13 protein-coding genes, 1 pseudogene and 2 other annotated features are annotated in these 15,326 nt (G+C 57.5%); of the genes and pseudogenes, 7 read left to right on the plus strand and 7 right to left on the minus strand.

Annotation, left to right across the window (positions count from 1 at the left end; all coding sequences use genetic code 11):
* Together PKO02S_RS28815 and PKO02S_RS28820 are read right to left on the minus strand one after the other, a co-directional pair.
* Window positions 1-1,929, minus strand: a 1,929-nt coding sequence (locus PKO02S_RS28815; RefSeq protein WP_164821748.1) for a hypothetical protein, incomplete at its 3' end; no start/stop codon positions are given.
* Window positions 1,930-2,719: 790 nt separating this feature from the next.
* Window positions 2,720-4,276 carry a 2-isopropylmalate synthase gene (locus PKO02S_RS28820; RefSeq protein ID WP_127588470.1) on the minus strand — a complete coding sequence of 519 codons (1,557 nt, stop codon included), beginning with the start codon at window positions 4,274-4,276 and terminating at the stop codon, window positions 2,720-2,722.
* Between the two features lie 85 nt (window positions 4,277-4,361).
* Window positions 4,362-4,660, minus strand: a binding site (T-box leader).
* Between the two features lie 39 nt (window positions 4,661-4,699).
* Window positions 4,700-5,003 (minus strand) — a binding site (T-box leader).
* Window positions 5,004-5,170: 167 nt separating this feature from the next.
* On the opposite strand from PKO02S_RS28820, the gene PKO02S_RS28830 reads away from it, so the two are divergent.
* Window positions 5,171-6,565 carry an extracellular solute-binding protein gene (locus PKO02S_RS28830; RefSeq protein ID WP_164821749.1) on the plus strand — a complete coding sequence of 465 codons (1,395 nt, stop codon included), beginning with the start codon at window positions 5,171-5,173 and terminating at the stop codon, window positions 6,563-6,565.
* Window positions 6,566-7,166: 601 nt separating this feature from the next.
* On the opposite strand, the gene tsaD is transcribed toward PKO02S_RS28830, so the two are convergent.
* The 4 genes and pseudogenes from tsaD to tsaE form a co-directional block, all read right to left on the minus strand.
* Complete coding sequence (gene tsaD / locus PKO02S_RS28835) at window positions 7,167-8,255, minus strand: tRNA (adenosine(37)-N6)-threonylcarbamoyltransferase complex transferase subunit TsaD (RefSeq protein WP_127588473.1); 1,089 nt, start codon at window positions 8,253-8,255, stop codon at window positions 7,167-7,169.
* Window positions 8,242-8,756 (minus strand): annotated as a pseudogene (gene rimI, locus PKO02S_RS28840) (ribosomal protein S18-alanine N-acetyltransferase). The gene tsaD and the pseudogene rimI overlap by 14 nt, the downstream one beginning before the upstream one ends.
* Window positions 8,740-9,657, minus strand: a complete 918-nt coding sequence (gene tsaB / locus PKO02S_RS28845) for a tRNA (adenosine(37)-N6)-threonylcarbamoyltransferase complex dimerization subunit type 1 TsaB (protein ID WP_246067561.1) — start codon at window positions 9,655-9,657, stop codon at window positions 8,740-8,742. The pseudogene rimI and the gene tsaB overlap by 17 nt, the downstream one beginning before the upstream one ends.
* On the minus strand, window positions 9,638-10,132 hold the full coding sequence (gene tsaE / locus PKO02S_RS28850) for a tRNA (adenosine(37)-N6)-threonylcarbamoyltransferase complex ATPase subunit type 1 TsaE (protein ID WP_127588474.1): 495 nt from the start codon (window positions 10,130-10,132) through the stop codon (window positions 9,638-9,640). The genes tsaB and tsaE overlap by 20 nt, the downstream gene beginning before the upstream one ends.
* 219 nt (window positions 10,133-10,351) lie before the next feature.
* On the opposite strand from tsaE, the gene PKO02S_RS28855 reads away from it, so the two are divergent.
* From PKO02S_RS28855 to PKO02S_RS28865, 3 genes are read left to right on the plus strand one after another with little or no spacing between them, the layout of a single operon-like run.
* Window positions 10,352-10,792, plus strand: a complete 441-nt coding sequence (locus PKO02S_RS28855; RefSeq protein ID WP_127588475.1) for a DUF6526 family protein — start codon at window positions 10,352-10,354, stop codon at window positions 10,790-10,792.
* A 2-nt stretch (window positions 10,793-10,794) separates the two neighbouring features.
* Entirely contained in the window at window positions 10,795-11,274 is a 480-nt protein-coding gene (locus tag PKO02S_RS28860) for a hypothetical protein (RefSeq protein WP_127588476.1), read from the plus strand.
* 16 nt (window positions 11,275-11,290) lie between these two features.
* The gene (locus PKO02S_RS28865) at window positions 11,291-11,998 is read left to right on the plus strand and encodes an AIM24 family protein (protein ID WP_127588477.1); all 708 of its coding nucleotides are present in this window, start codon (window positions 11,291-11,293) and stop codon (window positions 11,996-11,998) included.
* Window positions 11,999-12,144: 146 nt separating this feature from the next.
* Here the strand turns inward: PKO02S_RS28865 and PKO02S_RS28870 are convergent, their stop codons facing one another.
* Complete coding sequence (locus PKO02S_RS28870) at window positions 12,145-12,333, minus strand: hypothetical protein (RefSeq protein ID WP_127588478.1); 189 nt, start codon at window positions 12,331-12,333, stop codon at window positions 12,145-12,147.
* Between the two features lie 175 nt (window positions 12,334-12,508).
* On the opposite strand from PKO02S_RS28870, the gene ku reads away from it, so the two are divergent.
* From ku to PKO02S_RS28885, 3 genes are all read left to right on the plus strand, one after another.
* The gene (gene ku / locus PKO02S_RS28875; protein WP_127588479.1) at window positions 12,509-13,387 is read left to right on the plus strand and encodes a non-homologous end joining protein Ku; all 879 of its coding nucleotides are present in this window, start codon (window positions 12,509-12,511) and stop codon (window positions 13,385-13,387) included.
* Window positions 13,388-14,405: 1,018 nt separating this feature from the next.
* Complete coding sequence (locus PKO02S_RS28880) at window positions 14,406-14,780, plus strand: hypothetical protein (RefSeq protein ID WP_127588480.1); 375 nt, start codon at window positions 14,406-14,408, stop codon at window positions 14,778-14,780.
* Window positions 14,781-14,834: 54 nt separating this feature from the next.
* Window positions 14,835-15,218: a hypothetical protein gene (locus PKO02S_RS28885; protein ID WP_127588481.1), complete on the plus strand. Its 384-nt coding sequence runs from the start codon at window positions 14,835-14,837 to the stop codon at window positions 15,216-15,218.
* Window positions 15,219-15,326: the final 108 nt, after the last annotated feature.

A 15,326-nucleotide genomic window follows, 5' to 3' on the forward strand; every position in this document is an offset into this window, starting at 1 on the left:
GCCCGCCTCGCTGCCGAGCTGCGGCGCCGCGAGGTACAGCGCCGCCAGCGCGTACGCGCCTACGGCCGCCGCCCCCACGGCGCCGCGCGCCCGTCGCGCACGCCGCTGCCGAGCCGTCGCCTCGCGATGCACCGCCAGCTCGTCGTCGATGTCCTCACCCGCCCCGCTCCCCGCTTGGCGCAACGCTTCCGCCTCTCGGCGCCAATGCTCGAGCCCGCATGAAACACCGAGCACAAGCGCGCCTAGCAGCACGCCCATGTACTCGTTGCCCATGCCATAGAAACGCGCGCCTACAACAGGGTCGTACCCGAGCAGCGATCGTTTGATCCCTTCAGCTCCCAAGTAGCCGTCGACCAGCAATCCGCCAGCCGTCACGCCACCAATCCAGCCTGCAGCATCCACCGGCCGCCGAAAGGCTAATCCCGCCATACTTAACCCCATTAACAACACAAAGAACAACACCGTCAAAACCGTCGGTCCCACCGCAACCACTATCATCACCCAGCCGAGCAGCAGCATGACAAACGGCGCCACCAAGATGGAGAACAGCAGCAAGTGCAGAAGAGGTCGGACCACACTCATTTTGCCATATGCAGCACGCCTACGCTCTCCCCTCCACCACAACGATACTAGCAATGCCGCCAGCAGCACGATAGCCTCATACCCGGCAAAAGGAAGCAGCAGCTTCGGCCTCAACACATATACACTGCGGATCACTTCCAACTGCTGATGGAGCGCTGTCCAGGCATCTTCGCCACTCGCGGTCGGCACCAGCTCCACACGATGCCCGATCATTTCGGAAGGCAGCACATGCTCAGGCTCATCGACGGTGTACCGCATCAACAACGAAGGCGCCAAATCGTACAAAGTCACAATACCCGCCCTCCGTGTGGATGCGGACATCAGACAGCCGCCCGTCATGCCGTTCTGATAATAAACCAAAGGAGCCATCGTCCCAGCAACCCTAGGCGACCACCGTGTTCCGGGCGAAAACAGCCAAATCCCTTCCCCCGCCTGCAGCTGCTCCATGACTTGACCGATCCAATGATCGAACTCCTCTAGCAAGCGGTTCTTGGACTGCTCGTATATAGCCTCGCCGAACGATCCCTTTTCCTCCTCCCATCGGCTCCAATCCCCCCACTCCACCAGAAAAACCGATCGGGCAGGCGCCTGCCTCCAAGCATGCAGCAGCCTATCCCCAAACATGCGAACACCGAAGGCACGCAGCTCGTCCTTTTCCAACACGGCCGCACTCACATCTCCATACGCCACCATCCCGTTCCGATCCGCAAGCGCCAGCACCGCATAACGAGCCGGATGTTCGCCGTCCGCATTCCCGTACACGTAGAGCGGAACATTCCACTCCCGCAAAGTTTGTCCCAGCAAACCTGGCACCGACCGAAAGCCAAGCCGCTCCGTAGCCGCCTCCACCGAAGCAAACCTCGGAACGATCAACTCCGAAGGAGCAGGGGCCATCCCCCTAAATCTTGCGTACAGGCGTTCCGCCACTATACCTGCGTCCATCAACTGCTCTCCAACGGCATACCCGCTGCCTTCCGGTCCGCTCCCCGCCGGCGCCCCCGCGCCGATCGTGGCATACACATCCTCCAGCCCTTTGCCTAGCGTTCGTGCCGAAATAGCCGCCAATCCGCCTTGATGCCATAAACGAAACAAATGTGGATAACTAGACTCGTTCCGGGAAATCCAATCCCAATCGGCAAATCCAAACTCCGGCACACTTACGATCAGCTGTTTCTTTGCATCCAAAGCGGCTGTTGGTTTGAACTGCGCAGCTTCAGCTTCAACTCCAGCTTCAGCCGTTGTATAGCGAAACCCGCTACACATTCTCGCTCCAAGTGCGAGCACGAGCAGCAACGTAATTGCACTTATTCCAACGCCTTTCCAATTACGCCGCCGCTTCGAGATCATCCGGCCCGTCCCCTCGCTGTACATGGAAGCTCTGCCCACTTTTCCTGTTAGCCTAACCGAAAACCTCCGTTTCTATCATCCGTCGCCTTTACAAAGTATCCACAAGGTTATCCACAATCCCCACAATCCCTCGACCCATTCCACAGAGCGATTGTCCCATCTTTCCACAACGTTATCCACATTACCCACAGTTTTCTTTGAAAAAACTATCCCCTTTTCACTGCTATCACGAATCCGCATCCCATCTCATTTTGAAAGCGTTATCCACGATATAACAAGTGATGTGTATAACATTATCCACAACTTACCCACAACCCAATAAGTATTACCGACGCAGCAACGCAGCGAAAATTCAAAATATTCAAATAAGTTGTGGACAAGTCCAAGAGAAGATAACAGATGAGGATCTGGCTGTGGATGACATCATATAGGATGGAGCCGGGTTGTTGTCGGGGGCGGGGGTCGGCGTTCGGGGGTCGGGGTGAGTACAAAATTAAACAGATAGAGCAGCAAATTTCGCAAATGGCACTCCCGCAAGAGCAACTGAGTACCAAAGTAAACAAAACGCGAAGCTAGCTTCGCGTTTTGTTTACTTGAGTACTCAGATTGCCGCTACAAGGCTAAATAAACGAAATTTGGTATCCAGTTTGGATACTTGAGTTCTCACTTCCCCATGCACCATCATATTTGTGTAGATGCAGATGTTCATGGTCTCGGCTGGGAGAGCCGCAGTCGGCAGATCACGTACCCCCAACTGCGGCGCTTACCCTGCCAAACCTCCATTCACCACCTACGCCTCCGCCGCCACCAAAGCCCGTGCCGCCTGATTGCAGGCGGACAAGCAAGCCCGCGCCACCGCCAGCACCACATCCTGGTCCATCGCCGAGCCGCGGTAAGGCCGCCCGTCGACGGCGATCTCGACCGCCGCTTCCGCTTGCGCATGCTCGCCATGCGCCATCGATTGCAGCTCCAGGTCGATGAACTCCAGCTCGAACGGCATCGACGCTTTGATGCAGCGAATGAGCGCCTCTACCGAGCCTTCGGCGGTCGCCGAGTTCGTGCGCTCCTCGCCAGCGACCGCATCCACGATGGACACCGACGCCACGCGATGCTTCCGGCTGGATGTCACCACCTGCACATCCGCGAGCTTGAACCGCTCCAGCGTCCGGTTGATCGTGCTGCCGACCAGGCGCAGCAGCTCGTCGTCGGTAACGATTTTCTGCACGTCCGCCTTCGTCTTGAACCGGGCGAACAATTCCTCCAGCTGCTCGTTCTGCAGTTCAATGCCAAATTCCGAGACGCGGTGCATGACGGCATGGCGGCCCGAATGTTTGCCCAGGATAATCATGTTGCGCGGGATGCCGAGCGCTTCCGGATCCATGATCTCGAACGTGTTGCGGTTCTTGAGCAACCCGTCCTGGTGGATGCCGGACTCGTGCTGGAACGCGTTCCTCCCCACGATCGGCTTGTTGTAAGCGATCGGGAAATGCATCATCCGGCTCACCAGCCGGGACGTCTCATACAGCTCCGGCAATACGATGCCGGTCTCCACGCCGAGCGCTTCCTGGCGCGTCTCGATCGCCATGACCAGCTCCTCCAGGGAGCAGTTGCCGGCGCGCTCGCCAATGCCGTTAATCGTCACTTCGACCTGGGAAACGCCCGCTTGGATTGCCGCGATGCTGTTCGCCACCGCCATCCCCAAATCGTTGTGGCAGTGCGCGCTGTAAACCGCACGGTCACTGCCCCGCACATGCTCCCGCACCCGCCGGAACATACGGCCATATTCATCCGGCAGTGCATAGCCCATCGTATCCGGGATGTTGATGGTCGTCGCCCCTTCCTCGATGACCGCCTCCACGAGCTCGAACAGGAAAGCTTCACCTGTGCGGGACGCATCCATAGGCGAGAACTCGATCCGGTCGACGAACTGTTTCGCATATGCGACCATTTCCCTCGCCATCCGCACCACTTGGTCCTGCGATTTGCGCAGTTGGTGCTCGAGCAGAATCTGTGACGAGGAGATGAACAAGTGCAGCCTGCGCAGGCCGGCATCTTGGGTGGCGCGAATCGCCGCATCAATATCCGGCTTCAGCGCCCGTGCAAACCCGACAATCTCCACGCCTTGCAGCTCGCGCGAAATTTGCTGCACCGCGGCGAAGTCGCCGGGACTCGAAATCGGGAACCCCGGCTCGATCGCATCGACGCCCAGCTTCGCCAGTTGGCGGGCGAGCACGATTTTTTGCTCCGGCGTAATGGAAGCGCCCGGCGATTGTTCGCCATCCCGCAAAGTCGTATCGAAAATCGTTATTTTTCGGTTGCCGGTTGTCGGTTCGGTAGTCGTTGTCATCGTTTCATTCCTCCATAAGTTTCTTATTTCAGCCCGTCGCCTCACCTGCAAGAGCACGAACAGCAAAAAGCCCCGCCGTCTCCACATAAGAGACGACAGGGCTGCTGTCGCGGTACCACTCTTGTTGGCCCGGCACGCCATACGCCATGACAACCGGAACCCTCTCGGCGCGCCTCGACACTGCGGATGCAGCAAAGCCGAAGACGCCACCCGCTAACGGAGGTGAACCGTGCCGATTTGACGTCCCGCTGCGCATCCTGCAACCGACGTTTCGATCACCCGCTCCCGGGCGAGATTCGGGCCGTTCCCCTTGCTGCGTCGCACCGACCCGCAGCTCTCTGGGAAGGAAAACCAAGCCTTACTGCTCCCGTTCTTCGCGTTTTTATTTGATGCTGTTAAAAAAGTAAAAGCCCGCCGTCTCATTCAAGAGACGACAGGCTGACCTATCGCGGTACCACTCTTGTTGATCCGACCTCATCGCCATCTAAGCGTGTCAAGTCGAATCCCCTCCAATGCGCGTCTACAGTTATTCCGACTGTGCGCGCCAACCCGATTACGGGGGTCATCCGTCCGAACGTACCTCCACATCCCCGACTCCAACAACGAGAATGCCGTTTCCGTCCAACCGCTCCCGGGCGAGCTTCCGGCTTGGCCTCGACTGCGTTGCACCAACCCGCAGCTCTCTAGACGATGCGCCTGCCATACTGTTCCCGTTCCTCGCGTTTTCAAATATTGGTTTGAATTATAGTATGCCCGACATGTCCGTGTCAATGCCTTATTTTTGATGATTTCGTAAAACGGTAACTTGTCTATAATAGTCTACCCTCTATCAGAACAGATGCGGACTGTGTTAGAATAATGGGAAGTTACCGTACAGATAAGGACGCAGACCTTATGAAAAAAAATCAGAATCAGTACTTGTACATGCAGTTGGCGGACGCGCTGCGGGAGCAAATTCTCACTCACACGATTACAGCCGGACAGTTCCTCCCCTCCGAGAACGAATTATCCAAGCAGTATGGGATGAGCCGCATCTCGGTGCGCAAAGCGTTGGAGCTTCTTGTGCAAGAAGGTCTGGTCGTTCGTAAAATGGGTCAGGGCACCTTGGTCAGCCATCCGGCCAAAGAATCCGACATGGCTAAGTCTCGCACGCTCAGGATCGCCGGAGCGGCTCCGTCTCATTTCACCAATCATTGTTTTCCTTGGCTTGCTCAAGAGTTCGAGAAGGAAGTGCCGGATACGAAGGTCGCGCTTCTCACTTTTCCTTCGCATCAATTCTGGGAATCCGTGCAGCACTCCAAGCTGATGGGCATCGTACCCGAGATTTTGCTCCTGTCGGACCGGCTGTTCATGGATGTCGAGGATTATGATGACTATGAGGATTTACAGCAATCGGTGCGCATTACGGGCAATTTTTTCTATCCGAAGCTGCTGTCGAATTTCCGCCAAGAACAATCGTTGAAAGCGATTCCGGTTACGTTCTCCCCGGTGTTTATGGTATATAATCCCGTTCTGTTCGAACGCCACGGCGTGCCGAAGCCCGAGCCTTCCTGGACGGTGGATGACTTGCTCCGAGCCGCGAAAGCGCTCACGATGGACACGAACGGAGACAGCATCATCGATCAATACGGCCTCGGCATCTCGTCGAGCCATACGCGATGGCCGGTTATCGCGCTGCAGCATCATGTCGATTTCGACAAGCTCGATCAGAATCCGGATCAACTGCGGTCGACGCTCCAACTGCTGCATGATCTGCTGCACCGCGATCGAACCGCTCTCCTGCATACATTCAACATGAACCAACGCGGCCAGGATCCGTTCCTGAACGAGAAAGTCGCGATGGTCTATACGACAGCACTCGAAGCCGCTTATTGGCGGCAATCGGGCATCACGTTCGAGCCGCGCGCCGTTCCGACACGCCTCGGGTCGAAAAATTCGACGCTGCTCGTGGCCAACAGCCTCATGGTGCCTGCCGATTGCGACGAGCCCGAGCTTGCACAGCAATTTATCGAGTTTATCATCCGTCCCGATATTCAGGAGCAGCTGCTTCGGCGGTTCGGTTTCCTGTCCGTGCTCAAGCCGATCAACGACCAGATCTGCGACCGCGAGTTCCTTGAAGCGTCGAATATCGCAGACAATCAATTGACCGACTCGCATTTCGGACAGACGACATTTCCCGATAACGACAAGCTCGAAGCGCTGGGAAGAACGCTCGCGCTGTTCTGGAACGGACTCGACTCCGTGTCGCAAACGATCGACAAGCTCAAGCAGCCTCATAGCAAGGTATAATTTTCAAGCCCCGATCAGGGGCTTTTTTGCTGCCTGAGGATGGCAAGGGCAGTGTATAAATAACGCTGAACGCGGCTGGCGGCGGGCCATGCAAGGGAAATTTGGTCTACTTGGCGGGGAAACGCGGCGGGCGGCGGGTCATGTAGGGTAAATTTGGTCTACTTTGCTGGGAAACGCTGCGGGCGGCGGGCCTTGTAGGGTAAAATTGGTCTACTTTGCTGGGAAACGCTGCGGGCGACGGGCCATGTAGGGTAAAATTGGTCTACTTAACGGAGAAACGCGGCGGGCGCGGGCTATGTAGGGTAAATTTGGTCTACTTGACGGAGAAACGCAGCGGGCGGCGGGTCATGTAGGGTAAATTTGGTCTACTTGGCGGGAACCGTTTGACGAGTGACGATATACGGTAGTGATTGGTTTGGTAAACATCTCCCCCTTCCATCTCCTCCTACTAGCAAAAAACGCTCGCCGAGTCCGTTCGGCGGGCGCTTTTTGTTGACAATTTGGCGAAGCGTGCGGAGCGCTCGCTCCACCATGATCAGCCATTCGACAACCCCCGTCGAAGTCAAAAATTTCCCGGGAAATGTGTCGATTTTTTACAACGTTAAGCATTTCCGACAGACCAAGCCTCGAGCGACAGCAAAGGCTCGGCTTTCATGTCGAGCGCTGTGAATTCGCCCCGCTCCCACTTGAGGTAAGCAGCGGCGGCGATCATCGCGGCGTTGTCCGTGCACAGGCTGAGCGGCGGCACGAGCAGCGGCAGCCCGACCCGCTCGCAGCGGGCGGTCAGCGCCTCGCGCAGCCCGCGGTTGGCCGCTACGCCGCCGGCAAGCAGCAGCTGCCGGGCGCCGTATTGCCGCGCCGCGCGCATCGCCTTCTCGACCAGCACCTCGACGACGGAATCCTGGAACCCGCGCGACAAGCGCACGGGGTGGATGACGTCGCCGCGCATCTTCGCCGAGTTCAGCGCGGCCAAGACTGCCGATTTCAGCCCGCTGAAGCTGAAATCGTACGAATCCGCCTCGAGCCAGGCGCGAGGCATCGGGGTCCCCTCGCCCGGCTCCGCCTCCATGGCGAGCCGGTCCACATGCGGGCCGCCCGGATAAGGCAGCCCCATGGCGCGGGCGACTTTGTCGTACGCCTCGCCGGCGGCGTCGTCCCGGGTTTGCCCGATGATGCGGAAGCGGCCCGGCGATTCGACATGGACGAGCTCTGTATGCCCGCCGGAGACGACAAGCGACATGAGCGGGTATTGCAGCTCATGCACGATGGCATTCGCGTAGATGTGCCCCGCGATATGATGCACGCCGATCAGCGGCACGCCGAGCGCACTGGCAAGCGCCTTCGCCGCGACAACGCCGACGAGCAGCGAGCCGACGAGCCCCGGCCCCTGCGTGACGGCGACGGCGCTCAGCTCGCTAAGCCGGATGCCGGCCGCGCTCACCGCTTCCTCGAGCATCAGCGTGATGCTCTCGACATGCTGGCGCGAGGCGATCTCCGGCACGACGCCGCCATAGCGCTTGTGCGTGTCGATCTGGCTCGACACCATGTTGGCGAGCACATGCCGTCCGTTCTCGACAATGGCGACCGACGTTTCGTCACAGCTCGTCTCGACGGCGAGAATCAGACAGCGCTCGCCCCCGGACTCCCGTTCCCAACTTTCCCGCCGCCCTTCAAGCTCAAGCCCGGCCATGCGCCATCTCCTCCCCTTCCTCCTGAGCCAGCTCGGCCCACATGATCATCGCGTCTTCTCCGTTGTCCGTGTAATACCCTTTGCGCAGACCCGACGGAATAAAGCCATCTTGGAATAAAGCCGCTGCGCGATCACATTCGACACGCGAACCTCCAGCGTCATCCGCTCGGCGCCGAGGCATACGGCCATCGCCTGCATTTCCAGCAGCATCCGCTCACCTAGCCCACGGCCGCGGTAACCCGACCGCACCGCAATATTCGTCACATGCGCCTCGTCGATGATGATCCACATACCGGCATAGCCGATAATCGCCTCGTCCAGCTCCATCACGACATAATGCGCGAAATGATTGTTCGTCAGCTCATTATGAAAAGCCCCCTCGCTCCAAGGCGTAGGGAACGCTTCCTGCTCGATCTCGTAGATGACTGGAATGTCGTCCAGCCTCATCTTGCGAAACTGTGGCTCCTTCAAGTCGAACCCGGCCTTAGCAAGCTCCGCCATTCGCATCGCCCCCTTGCTCCTTCTCCTTCTGCAGCAGCTTGACCTCCGCCTCCGCCAGCTGCGTGTAGTTCGGAACCAGCGTATGCACCTCGTCCAGCTCCCCGCGCTGCCAGCGCTCCCAGCCTAGCTCGCCGACATAAACCGCATCCATGCCGGCCGGCCGAACCTCCACAACCCCCTCCGCGAAAGCAGCGCCGAATGCCTCCAAATACGTGTCGAAACCAGCGGTTTCCCCGAGAAATACGATCCTGGACGGCCTCGAGACAGCAGAAGGAGCAGCACTAGCAGCACTAGCAGCAGAAGCAACTGAAGCCCCCTCCGAACCCCCTCGGGCCAGCTCCAGCAGCGATCCGGTCCAGTCCGGCACAACTCGAATGCCGTCGCCAGCCACTACATTCCGGCGCCCTTCCCGGTCAAACGCATACACCGCGCAGAACGCTTGCTTGCGTCTCGCATCGAACAGCGGTACGTACCAGACCGGTCCTACCGCCGCATCGTGGCCTCCCGTCCCTCCCGACGCCCGCCAAGCCCCAAGCGCCAGCGCTTCCAGCCCGGATACGGCCACAACCGGGACGCTGAGCGCCCACGCCATCGTTTTCGCCACGCTGATTCCGATCCGAACGCCCGTGTACGAGCCCGGCCCTTTACCCACCACGATCCCGTCCAGTTGGGCCGGTCTCAAGCCGTATTCCCTCAACAGCTCTTCGATCGCAGGCATCAGCTGGATGGAATGATTGCGCTCCGCTTCGGAGGAATAGCCGGCAACCGGCTTACCGTCCGCCAGCAAAGCCAGCGTCATCATCCCGGTGGAAGTATCCATCGCCAGCAGCTTGACCGCCTGGGCTTGATCCCGAGCTTGAGCGTCGACGTCCCGCCATTTTTCATTCCGCATCATGTTCATATAGCCATCCGTTCTCCTTCATCTCCATGCACAACCGCTCGCAAGCTTCCCCGCTAGGCGTCAATTCGAAAAGCCTCTCCTCGCCGCCTCGATCATGGATATAAATCGTCAGCCGCTCCGTCGGCAAAATCGGCTCGATTCGACTGGCCCACTCTACGACTGTAACGCCTTCCCCGTAAAAATACTCCTCCAGCCCCAAATCATCCGCTTCCTCAAGCGTGATCCGGTACACATCCATATGATAGAGCGGCAGCCGGCCGCCCTCGTATTCCTTAATGATAGTAAATGTCGGACTGTTCACTATGCCCGGAATGCCGAGCGACTTGGCCAGCGCCTGGGAAAATCGGGTTTTGCCGGCCCCCAGATCGCCGTCCAGCGCCAGCACCGCCCCTGCCTCCAACCCTGCTTCCACTGTCTCCGCCAAACGAATCGTATCCGCAACCCCGTTCGCCACATAGCGATAGCGCCTCTCCATGCTTCCACCCCGACTTTTCCAAATCCACCTGTCCGACCGGTTCAACTTGTCCTTTATTATATAGGTCCTCGCCAGGAGCCGCAAGGATTGCCGTTGCCATTGCTGTTGATATTGCTATTGCTGCCGTTGCCGAACAAGCCGCCTCCATTCTCAGGGTACCCGGTTTCGAGCTTGTCCAGTATAATAGGGGTATCACGCTCCGGAAAAGAGGCCTGTTCCATGCAACCAGCTCAAACTTACGCCAACCACAGACGCATTCATCCGCTCTATCATTTCGTGCTCTCTCTGCTCACCCTGCTCGTGCTGATCGGCTCGATCATGTGGCTCGTGCAGTCCCTTGGCGATGAAGAGACCCGGCTGCTGCCTTCCTTGCTCGCCGTAGGGTTCGCCGTCTGTTTTGTCGTCTTGTTCCTGATCGTCCGCGGGTACGCCGCCAAGGTGCAGGATCGCGCCATCCGCGCCGAAGAGAAGCTGAGGCACTATATTTTGACGGGTAAGCCGCTCGACAACCGACTCACTATCAAACAAATCGTCGCCCTGCGCTTCGCTTCCGACGAAGAATTCCCTGCGCTCTGCCGCCGTGCGGTTCTAGAGTCGCTCGAGCCCGTCGCGATCAAACAAGCGGTCCGGACTTGGCGGGCGGATCATGATCGGGTGTAGCTATGGGACCGTTGCTCCTGAGAAGTCATCGTCTACGGCTGACGGTCTCCGCTGCTCTACTCTTTGTCGTGGCTTGCGCGTTCAGCCTGGTTATGCCGCCTGCTCCCGCCCAGGCCGGCTTTTTCGATTCCGTCAAAGGTTTTTTTCAGCTTCCCGGCGAGGTGGACCGGCTGCAGGAGCAGTACGACGCCACCAAGCAACGGCTGGATGAGGCGGCCAAGCAGCTTGATAATGCGGCCAAAGATTCGAAAGAGGCGCTCGAGCAGTACAAGAGCCTGGAGCAGAAGCTGCTTCAGGAAAATGATCGTCTCGCCCGGCAGAACGAGCAGCTGCAGCAGGCGATCCTGGATCTCCAGCAGTCCGAGCAGGAGCGGAGCTTGAAATATCGTCGCACGATCACGATGATTGGAACGGCAGCCGGATTGATTGTGCTTTATTTTGTGCTGGGCCGGGTCATGCGGATCGTTCTTCGCAGCCGTTAAGAGGGGGAGCGATCGGATGCAAATTACTAGTGAGGATATCCTGGCGAACGGAATCGGGCGGACTACGCTCAAGCTGGTGCTGGAGCAGCAGGAAGCGGTTCACCTGCTTCATCCGAAGCAGCTGATCGCTTTTCAAGGCGCCTCTTCCCAACGGGAGGATCGGCTGCTCAATCCGAAGGGCATCATGCGCAAGAAGAAGCTGGTCAAGGCAGTGCTGACCGGTCCCGCCGCCGCCATGATCGCTTTGCCGGCCGGCTACTCGGTAACCTCCGTGCCGATTCAGGGCGATAGCTCGCTGCTGTTCGAGTTTCGGCACTTGCTGTACTACACGGACCTGATCACCATGAAGAGCGTCGTACAATCGGCCAAAAATATGCTCATTACCCGCGATCTCATTCGGATGCGGTTTGCGGGAGAAGGCTCGATCGGCCTCTTGTCGCGCGGCCCGCTGCAGACTTGGGAGCTCGATCCGGAGCGTCCTTCGTTCATTGATTCACGCTGCTTGATCGCCTACCCGGCGGACGCCAAGCTGGATCTCTGCGTGTACGGCAACCATCTTGCCGCGCAGCATATGGCGTATCACTGGAAGCTGACGGGGACGGGAACGGCGTTGCTGCAGGCGGCGCCATCCGATCCCGGCTTCGAGGAGCAGCTCGGCGGAGACGGGCTGATGAAGCGGACGCTGCGGGAGATTTTGCCGTTCGGCAATATTTGGATTCGCTGAACTAAATAACGATTCCGCACAGTTCCGCATATCGCTATGTCGCCTCCGCACCCGCCGTTTCGCATGCAAGCACGCTAAATACCCCCGAGACCGTCGTCTGATCGACAGTTTTCGGGGGTTAACTTTTCATCGGGTTAAGTTCCGCCTTATTCTTCCGCTTGCCCGGCCTCTTGAGCGAACGACGATTCCGCATGCGTCATCGTGTCCGTGGAGGTCTCCTCAATCAAGCCGTTGTGCATGGATACCGTTCCTCCGCCCAAGCCTTCATTGATCATGCGGTCGATATCCATGAAGTACTCCTTGCGTCCTTCGTCTGTCGTGTCGTAATTGCTCATCGGTCTACCTCCTCTCCTGCCTCGAAAGTGGCGCTTCCCGTTTAGCTTCCCCTCCGCACCCGGTTTCAGCCTGACAATTGTTGCAAATGTGTAGAGCGCGCGATTTTTGCCAACAATAAGAAGAGGGAAACTGCACTTGCCGAACGGCGAGATGAGGAGAGGAGACGGTTTTACGATGCATACAGTGTGGAAAGGGGCGATCAGCTTCGGGCTGGTTCATGTCCCGGTCAAAATGTTCTCGGCGACGGAAGACAAAGACATCTCCATGAAGTACATTCACAAGGAGTGCGGCACGCCGCTAAATTATGTCCGTACGTGCCAGCATTGCGAGAAGGCCGTCGAGTGGGAGGAAATTTCCCGCGGGTACGAGTATGAATCGGGCCGTTTCGTGCTGTTCGAGAAGGAAGAGCTGGACTCGCTCGCGGAAGTGAACAAAGAAATCAAAATTTTGGACTTCGTCAATTTGACGGAGATCGATCCGATTTATTTTCAGAAAACGTATTACCTCGCTCCGAACGAAACGGGCGCCAATGCTTACAGCCTGCTGCTGGAGGCGATGCGCCAAAGCGGCAAAATCGGCATCGCCAAGGTGTCGATCCGCTCCAAGAGCAGTCTGGCCGCGATTCGCATCATGGAGGACTGCATCGTCATGGAGACGATTTTCTACCCGGACGAGATTCGCTCGGTGAAGCAGGTACCGAATTTGCCCGAAAAGCCGGTCGTCAATGAGAAAGAGCTGCTGATGGCGAACATGCTGATCGAGCAGCTGTCCTCTCCTTTCGAGCCGGAGAAATATAAGGACGATTACCGCGCGAAGCTGCTCACGATGATCGAGCAGAAGATCGCCGGTCAAGAGGTTCGCATCGCGCCGGAAGCGCCGAGCACGAATGTGATCGACCTGATGGCGGCGCTGCAAGCCAGCCTGGAGGCGACCAAGCCGGGGGTTGGCGGAGCGACGGACAAAGCCGGCGGAACCGGCGGCGGCGGCGGGGATGCGGCGGCGCCGAAAACCCGCAAGCGGCGGTCGGCTGCTGCGAAGGATACAGGTTCTTAAGTTATTGCTTGTGAAGTGAGCCTGGCCCGAATGGGTCAGGTTTTTTTGACATAATAAGAAAGTTTAAGTCCTTAACAGTAACTAAAGCGTAAGAGGTACACTAGCTAAGCACGGTTGGGGTGAGGCTGAACGATAACGCTATTTCGCCGGAATGGGCGAGCCTTCGGGAAATAACACTCCGGGAAAACGCTATTTGCCCCTGCTCCCCCCGGAAGGCTGCTCCGATCGCCCAATAACGCTATTTGACTGGCAAAAGCGCCGTAACGGCGAAATAGCGTTATGCGGAGCGTTATTTGTCTGGAGGAGAGGAGCTGGTACCCTCTCAGTCCCCCATCCCAAGCGCCAACTATGAAAAGGCAGTATTCGCTCTAGTCCGATTTTTCCGGACTGCGTGTCGGGAGCGGAGGGGGAAGCGGTTTCTAGTCCGAATTTTCCCATTTGCAGAGCCGTTTCCTCACGCTCCACCTGAAAAACGCCGCTCTAATTCGGCCGATTCGGACTACAGAGCTGTTCCGGGCGGAGAGGCACGCGGTAGTCCGACTTTTTCGGACTAGGGAACTAGGGTACAAGCGCCACACTGCTCGAGAATACTCTTCGCCTCAAGCGGTATAGCTGGTTGCGGGAATGCGACGGAATGGGAGGATCAACGATCGTCCTAGGGAACGGTTTCAGAAAAAACGTAACGCCATGAACGAAAGAAGGACAGGAGAGGGTAGGAGAAGGGAGTGGAGAAGCGAAGCTACCGCCTCCCTGAGTATGGCCCAACCGCAGCTCTCCTTCCATCAAGGGCCGTGCTTACAACAGCGGCCGGAACCTCTCTTTCTGTCCTCCCCACGCGCCAACTGAACTCTTTCGCCAGAGGACCATCAGGGTGAACTTCCCTGATGGTTTTTCTTATGTGGCGCTCGGCCTTCTAGGACTCTTGCAATACTTTTTCCAAGTCTAGCGATAAAAGCCCTGTCCGACTCTATTATTCTAGCATTAACTATTACTAGCTACGAGAGGGAGGTGATTTCGAATGACCGTCTATGTATATTCGACCGGCTCGGTCCTGAAGACCTCCAACACCGAAGCCGAGATCCGAGCCTCGATCAACAACCGGACGACCGAGGATCAAATTTACCGCATCATTGTATGGAACACTTCCTCCGGTACGAAAACCGCGCTGTTCGACTTTACGGACCCGATCCCGCCCAACAATACGAACCATCCGATTTTCTTCATTCCGGGGTATCTCAATGTCAGCAGCTACGAGGTGGAATTCCGCTTCATCAATCCGCATATCGCGCCTTACATCCAACAGCGCTATGCCGATCTGTTCAACAGCTCGATCTTCGAGCCGGTGTATGCGGACGAGATGTTCCGCGACTCGACTAGCGGCAATCAGCTGTAATTTGTAACTTGTAAGGAGTGAAAGGCGGGTATTTTTCGGAGAGGAGGAGAGAAAATGGCAGTTTTCGTGTTTTCTACCGGCTCGATTCTGAAGCAATACAACGTGGATGCGCAAATTCACATCTCGGTGAACAACCGGACTACGTCGAAGCAGAAGGGCCGCATCATCATCTGGGATACAAGCAGCATCGACGGGCCTAAGGTGGCGCTGTTCGAGAAGAAATTCAAGATCGAAGGCAACCATACGAAGGTCGTCAGCTATACGATTCCAGAGTACTTCAATGTGGACCGCTACGAGGTTGAGATTCGTTTGTCCAACCCGCACATGGCTCCCTATATCCAGCAAAAATATACAAGCCAGCTGCAAGGCGCCGAGTTCAAGGAAGCTTTGTATGCCGGCGAGTTGTTCCATGACAGCACGGAGAATGAAAATGTGTGATAGGTTGATAGGTTAGCAGGATAGTAGGAGCAAAGCCCGGCGATGAGCCGGGTTTTGCTTCGCCATGTAACCAATTACACCCTACATCGCCCGTCGTCACTCGCTTCG

Origin of the sequence: Paenibacillus koleovorans NBRC 103111, from assembly GCF_004000845.1 — a bacterium.
Classification (GTDB): domain Bacteria; phylum Bacillota; class Bacilli; order Paenibacillales; family NBRC-103111; genus Paenibacillus_AA; species Paenibacillus_AA koleovorans.

What these genes read in the sequence shown, in the direction of transcription:
- tsaE (WP_127588474.1), bottom strand. Translation starts at nt 10,132, where the DNA reads ATGGAGAGGCGCTATCGCTATGTGGCGAACGGGGTTGCGGATACGATT.
- PKO02S_RS28865 (WP_127588477.1), top strand. Translation starts at nt 11,291, where the DNA reads ATGCAAATTACTAGTGAGGATATCCTGGCGAACGGAATCGGGCGGACT.
- PKO02S_RS28830 (WP_164821749.1), top strand. Translation starts at nt 5,171, where the DNA reads ATGAAAAAAAATCAGAATCAGTACTTGTACATGCAGTTGGCGGACGCG.
- PKO02S_RS28870 (WP_127588478.1), bottom strand. Translation starts at nt 12,333, where the DNA reads ATGAGCAATTACGACACGACAGACGAAGGACGCAAGGAGTACTTCATG.
- PKO02S_RS28855 (WP_127588475.1), top strand. Translation starts at nt 10,352, where the DNA reads ATGCAACCAGCTCAAACTTACGCCAACCACAGACGCATTCATCCGCTC.
- tsaB (WP_246067561.1), bottom strand. Translation starts at nt 9,657, where the DNA reads ATGAACATGATGCGGAATGAAAAATGGCGGGACGTCGACGCTCAAGCT.
- PKO02S_RS28820 (WP_127588470.1), bottom strand. Translation starts at nt 4,276, where the DNA reads ATGACAACGACTACCGAACCGACAACCGGCAACCGAAAAATAACGATT.
- ku (WP_127588479.1), top strand. Translation starts at nt 12,509, where the DNA reads ATGCATACAGTGTGGAAAGGGGCGATCAGCTTCGGGCTGGTTCATGTC.
- PKO02S_RS28885 (WP_127588481.1), top strand. Translation starts at nt 14,835, where the DNA reads ATGGCAGTTTTCGTGTTTTCTACCGGCTCGATTCTGAAGCAATACAAC.
- PKO02S_RS28880 (WP_127588480.1), top strand. Translation starts at nt 14,406, where the DNA reads ATGACCGTCTATGTATATTCGACCGGCTCGGTCCTGAAGACCTCCAAC.
- tsaD (WP_127588473.1), bottom strand. Translation starts at nt 8,255, where the DNA reads ATGGCCGGGCTTGAGCTTGAAGGGCGGCGGGAAAGTTGGGAACGGGAG.
- PKO02S_RS28860 (WP_127588476.1), top strand. Translation starts at nt 10,795, where the DNA reads ATGGGACCGTTGCTCCTGAGAAGTCATCGTCTACGGCTGACGGTCTCC.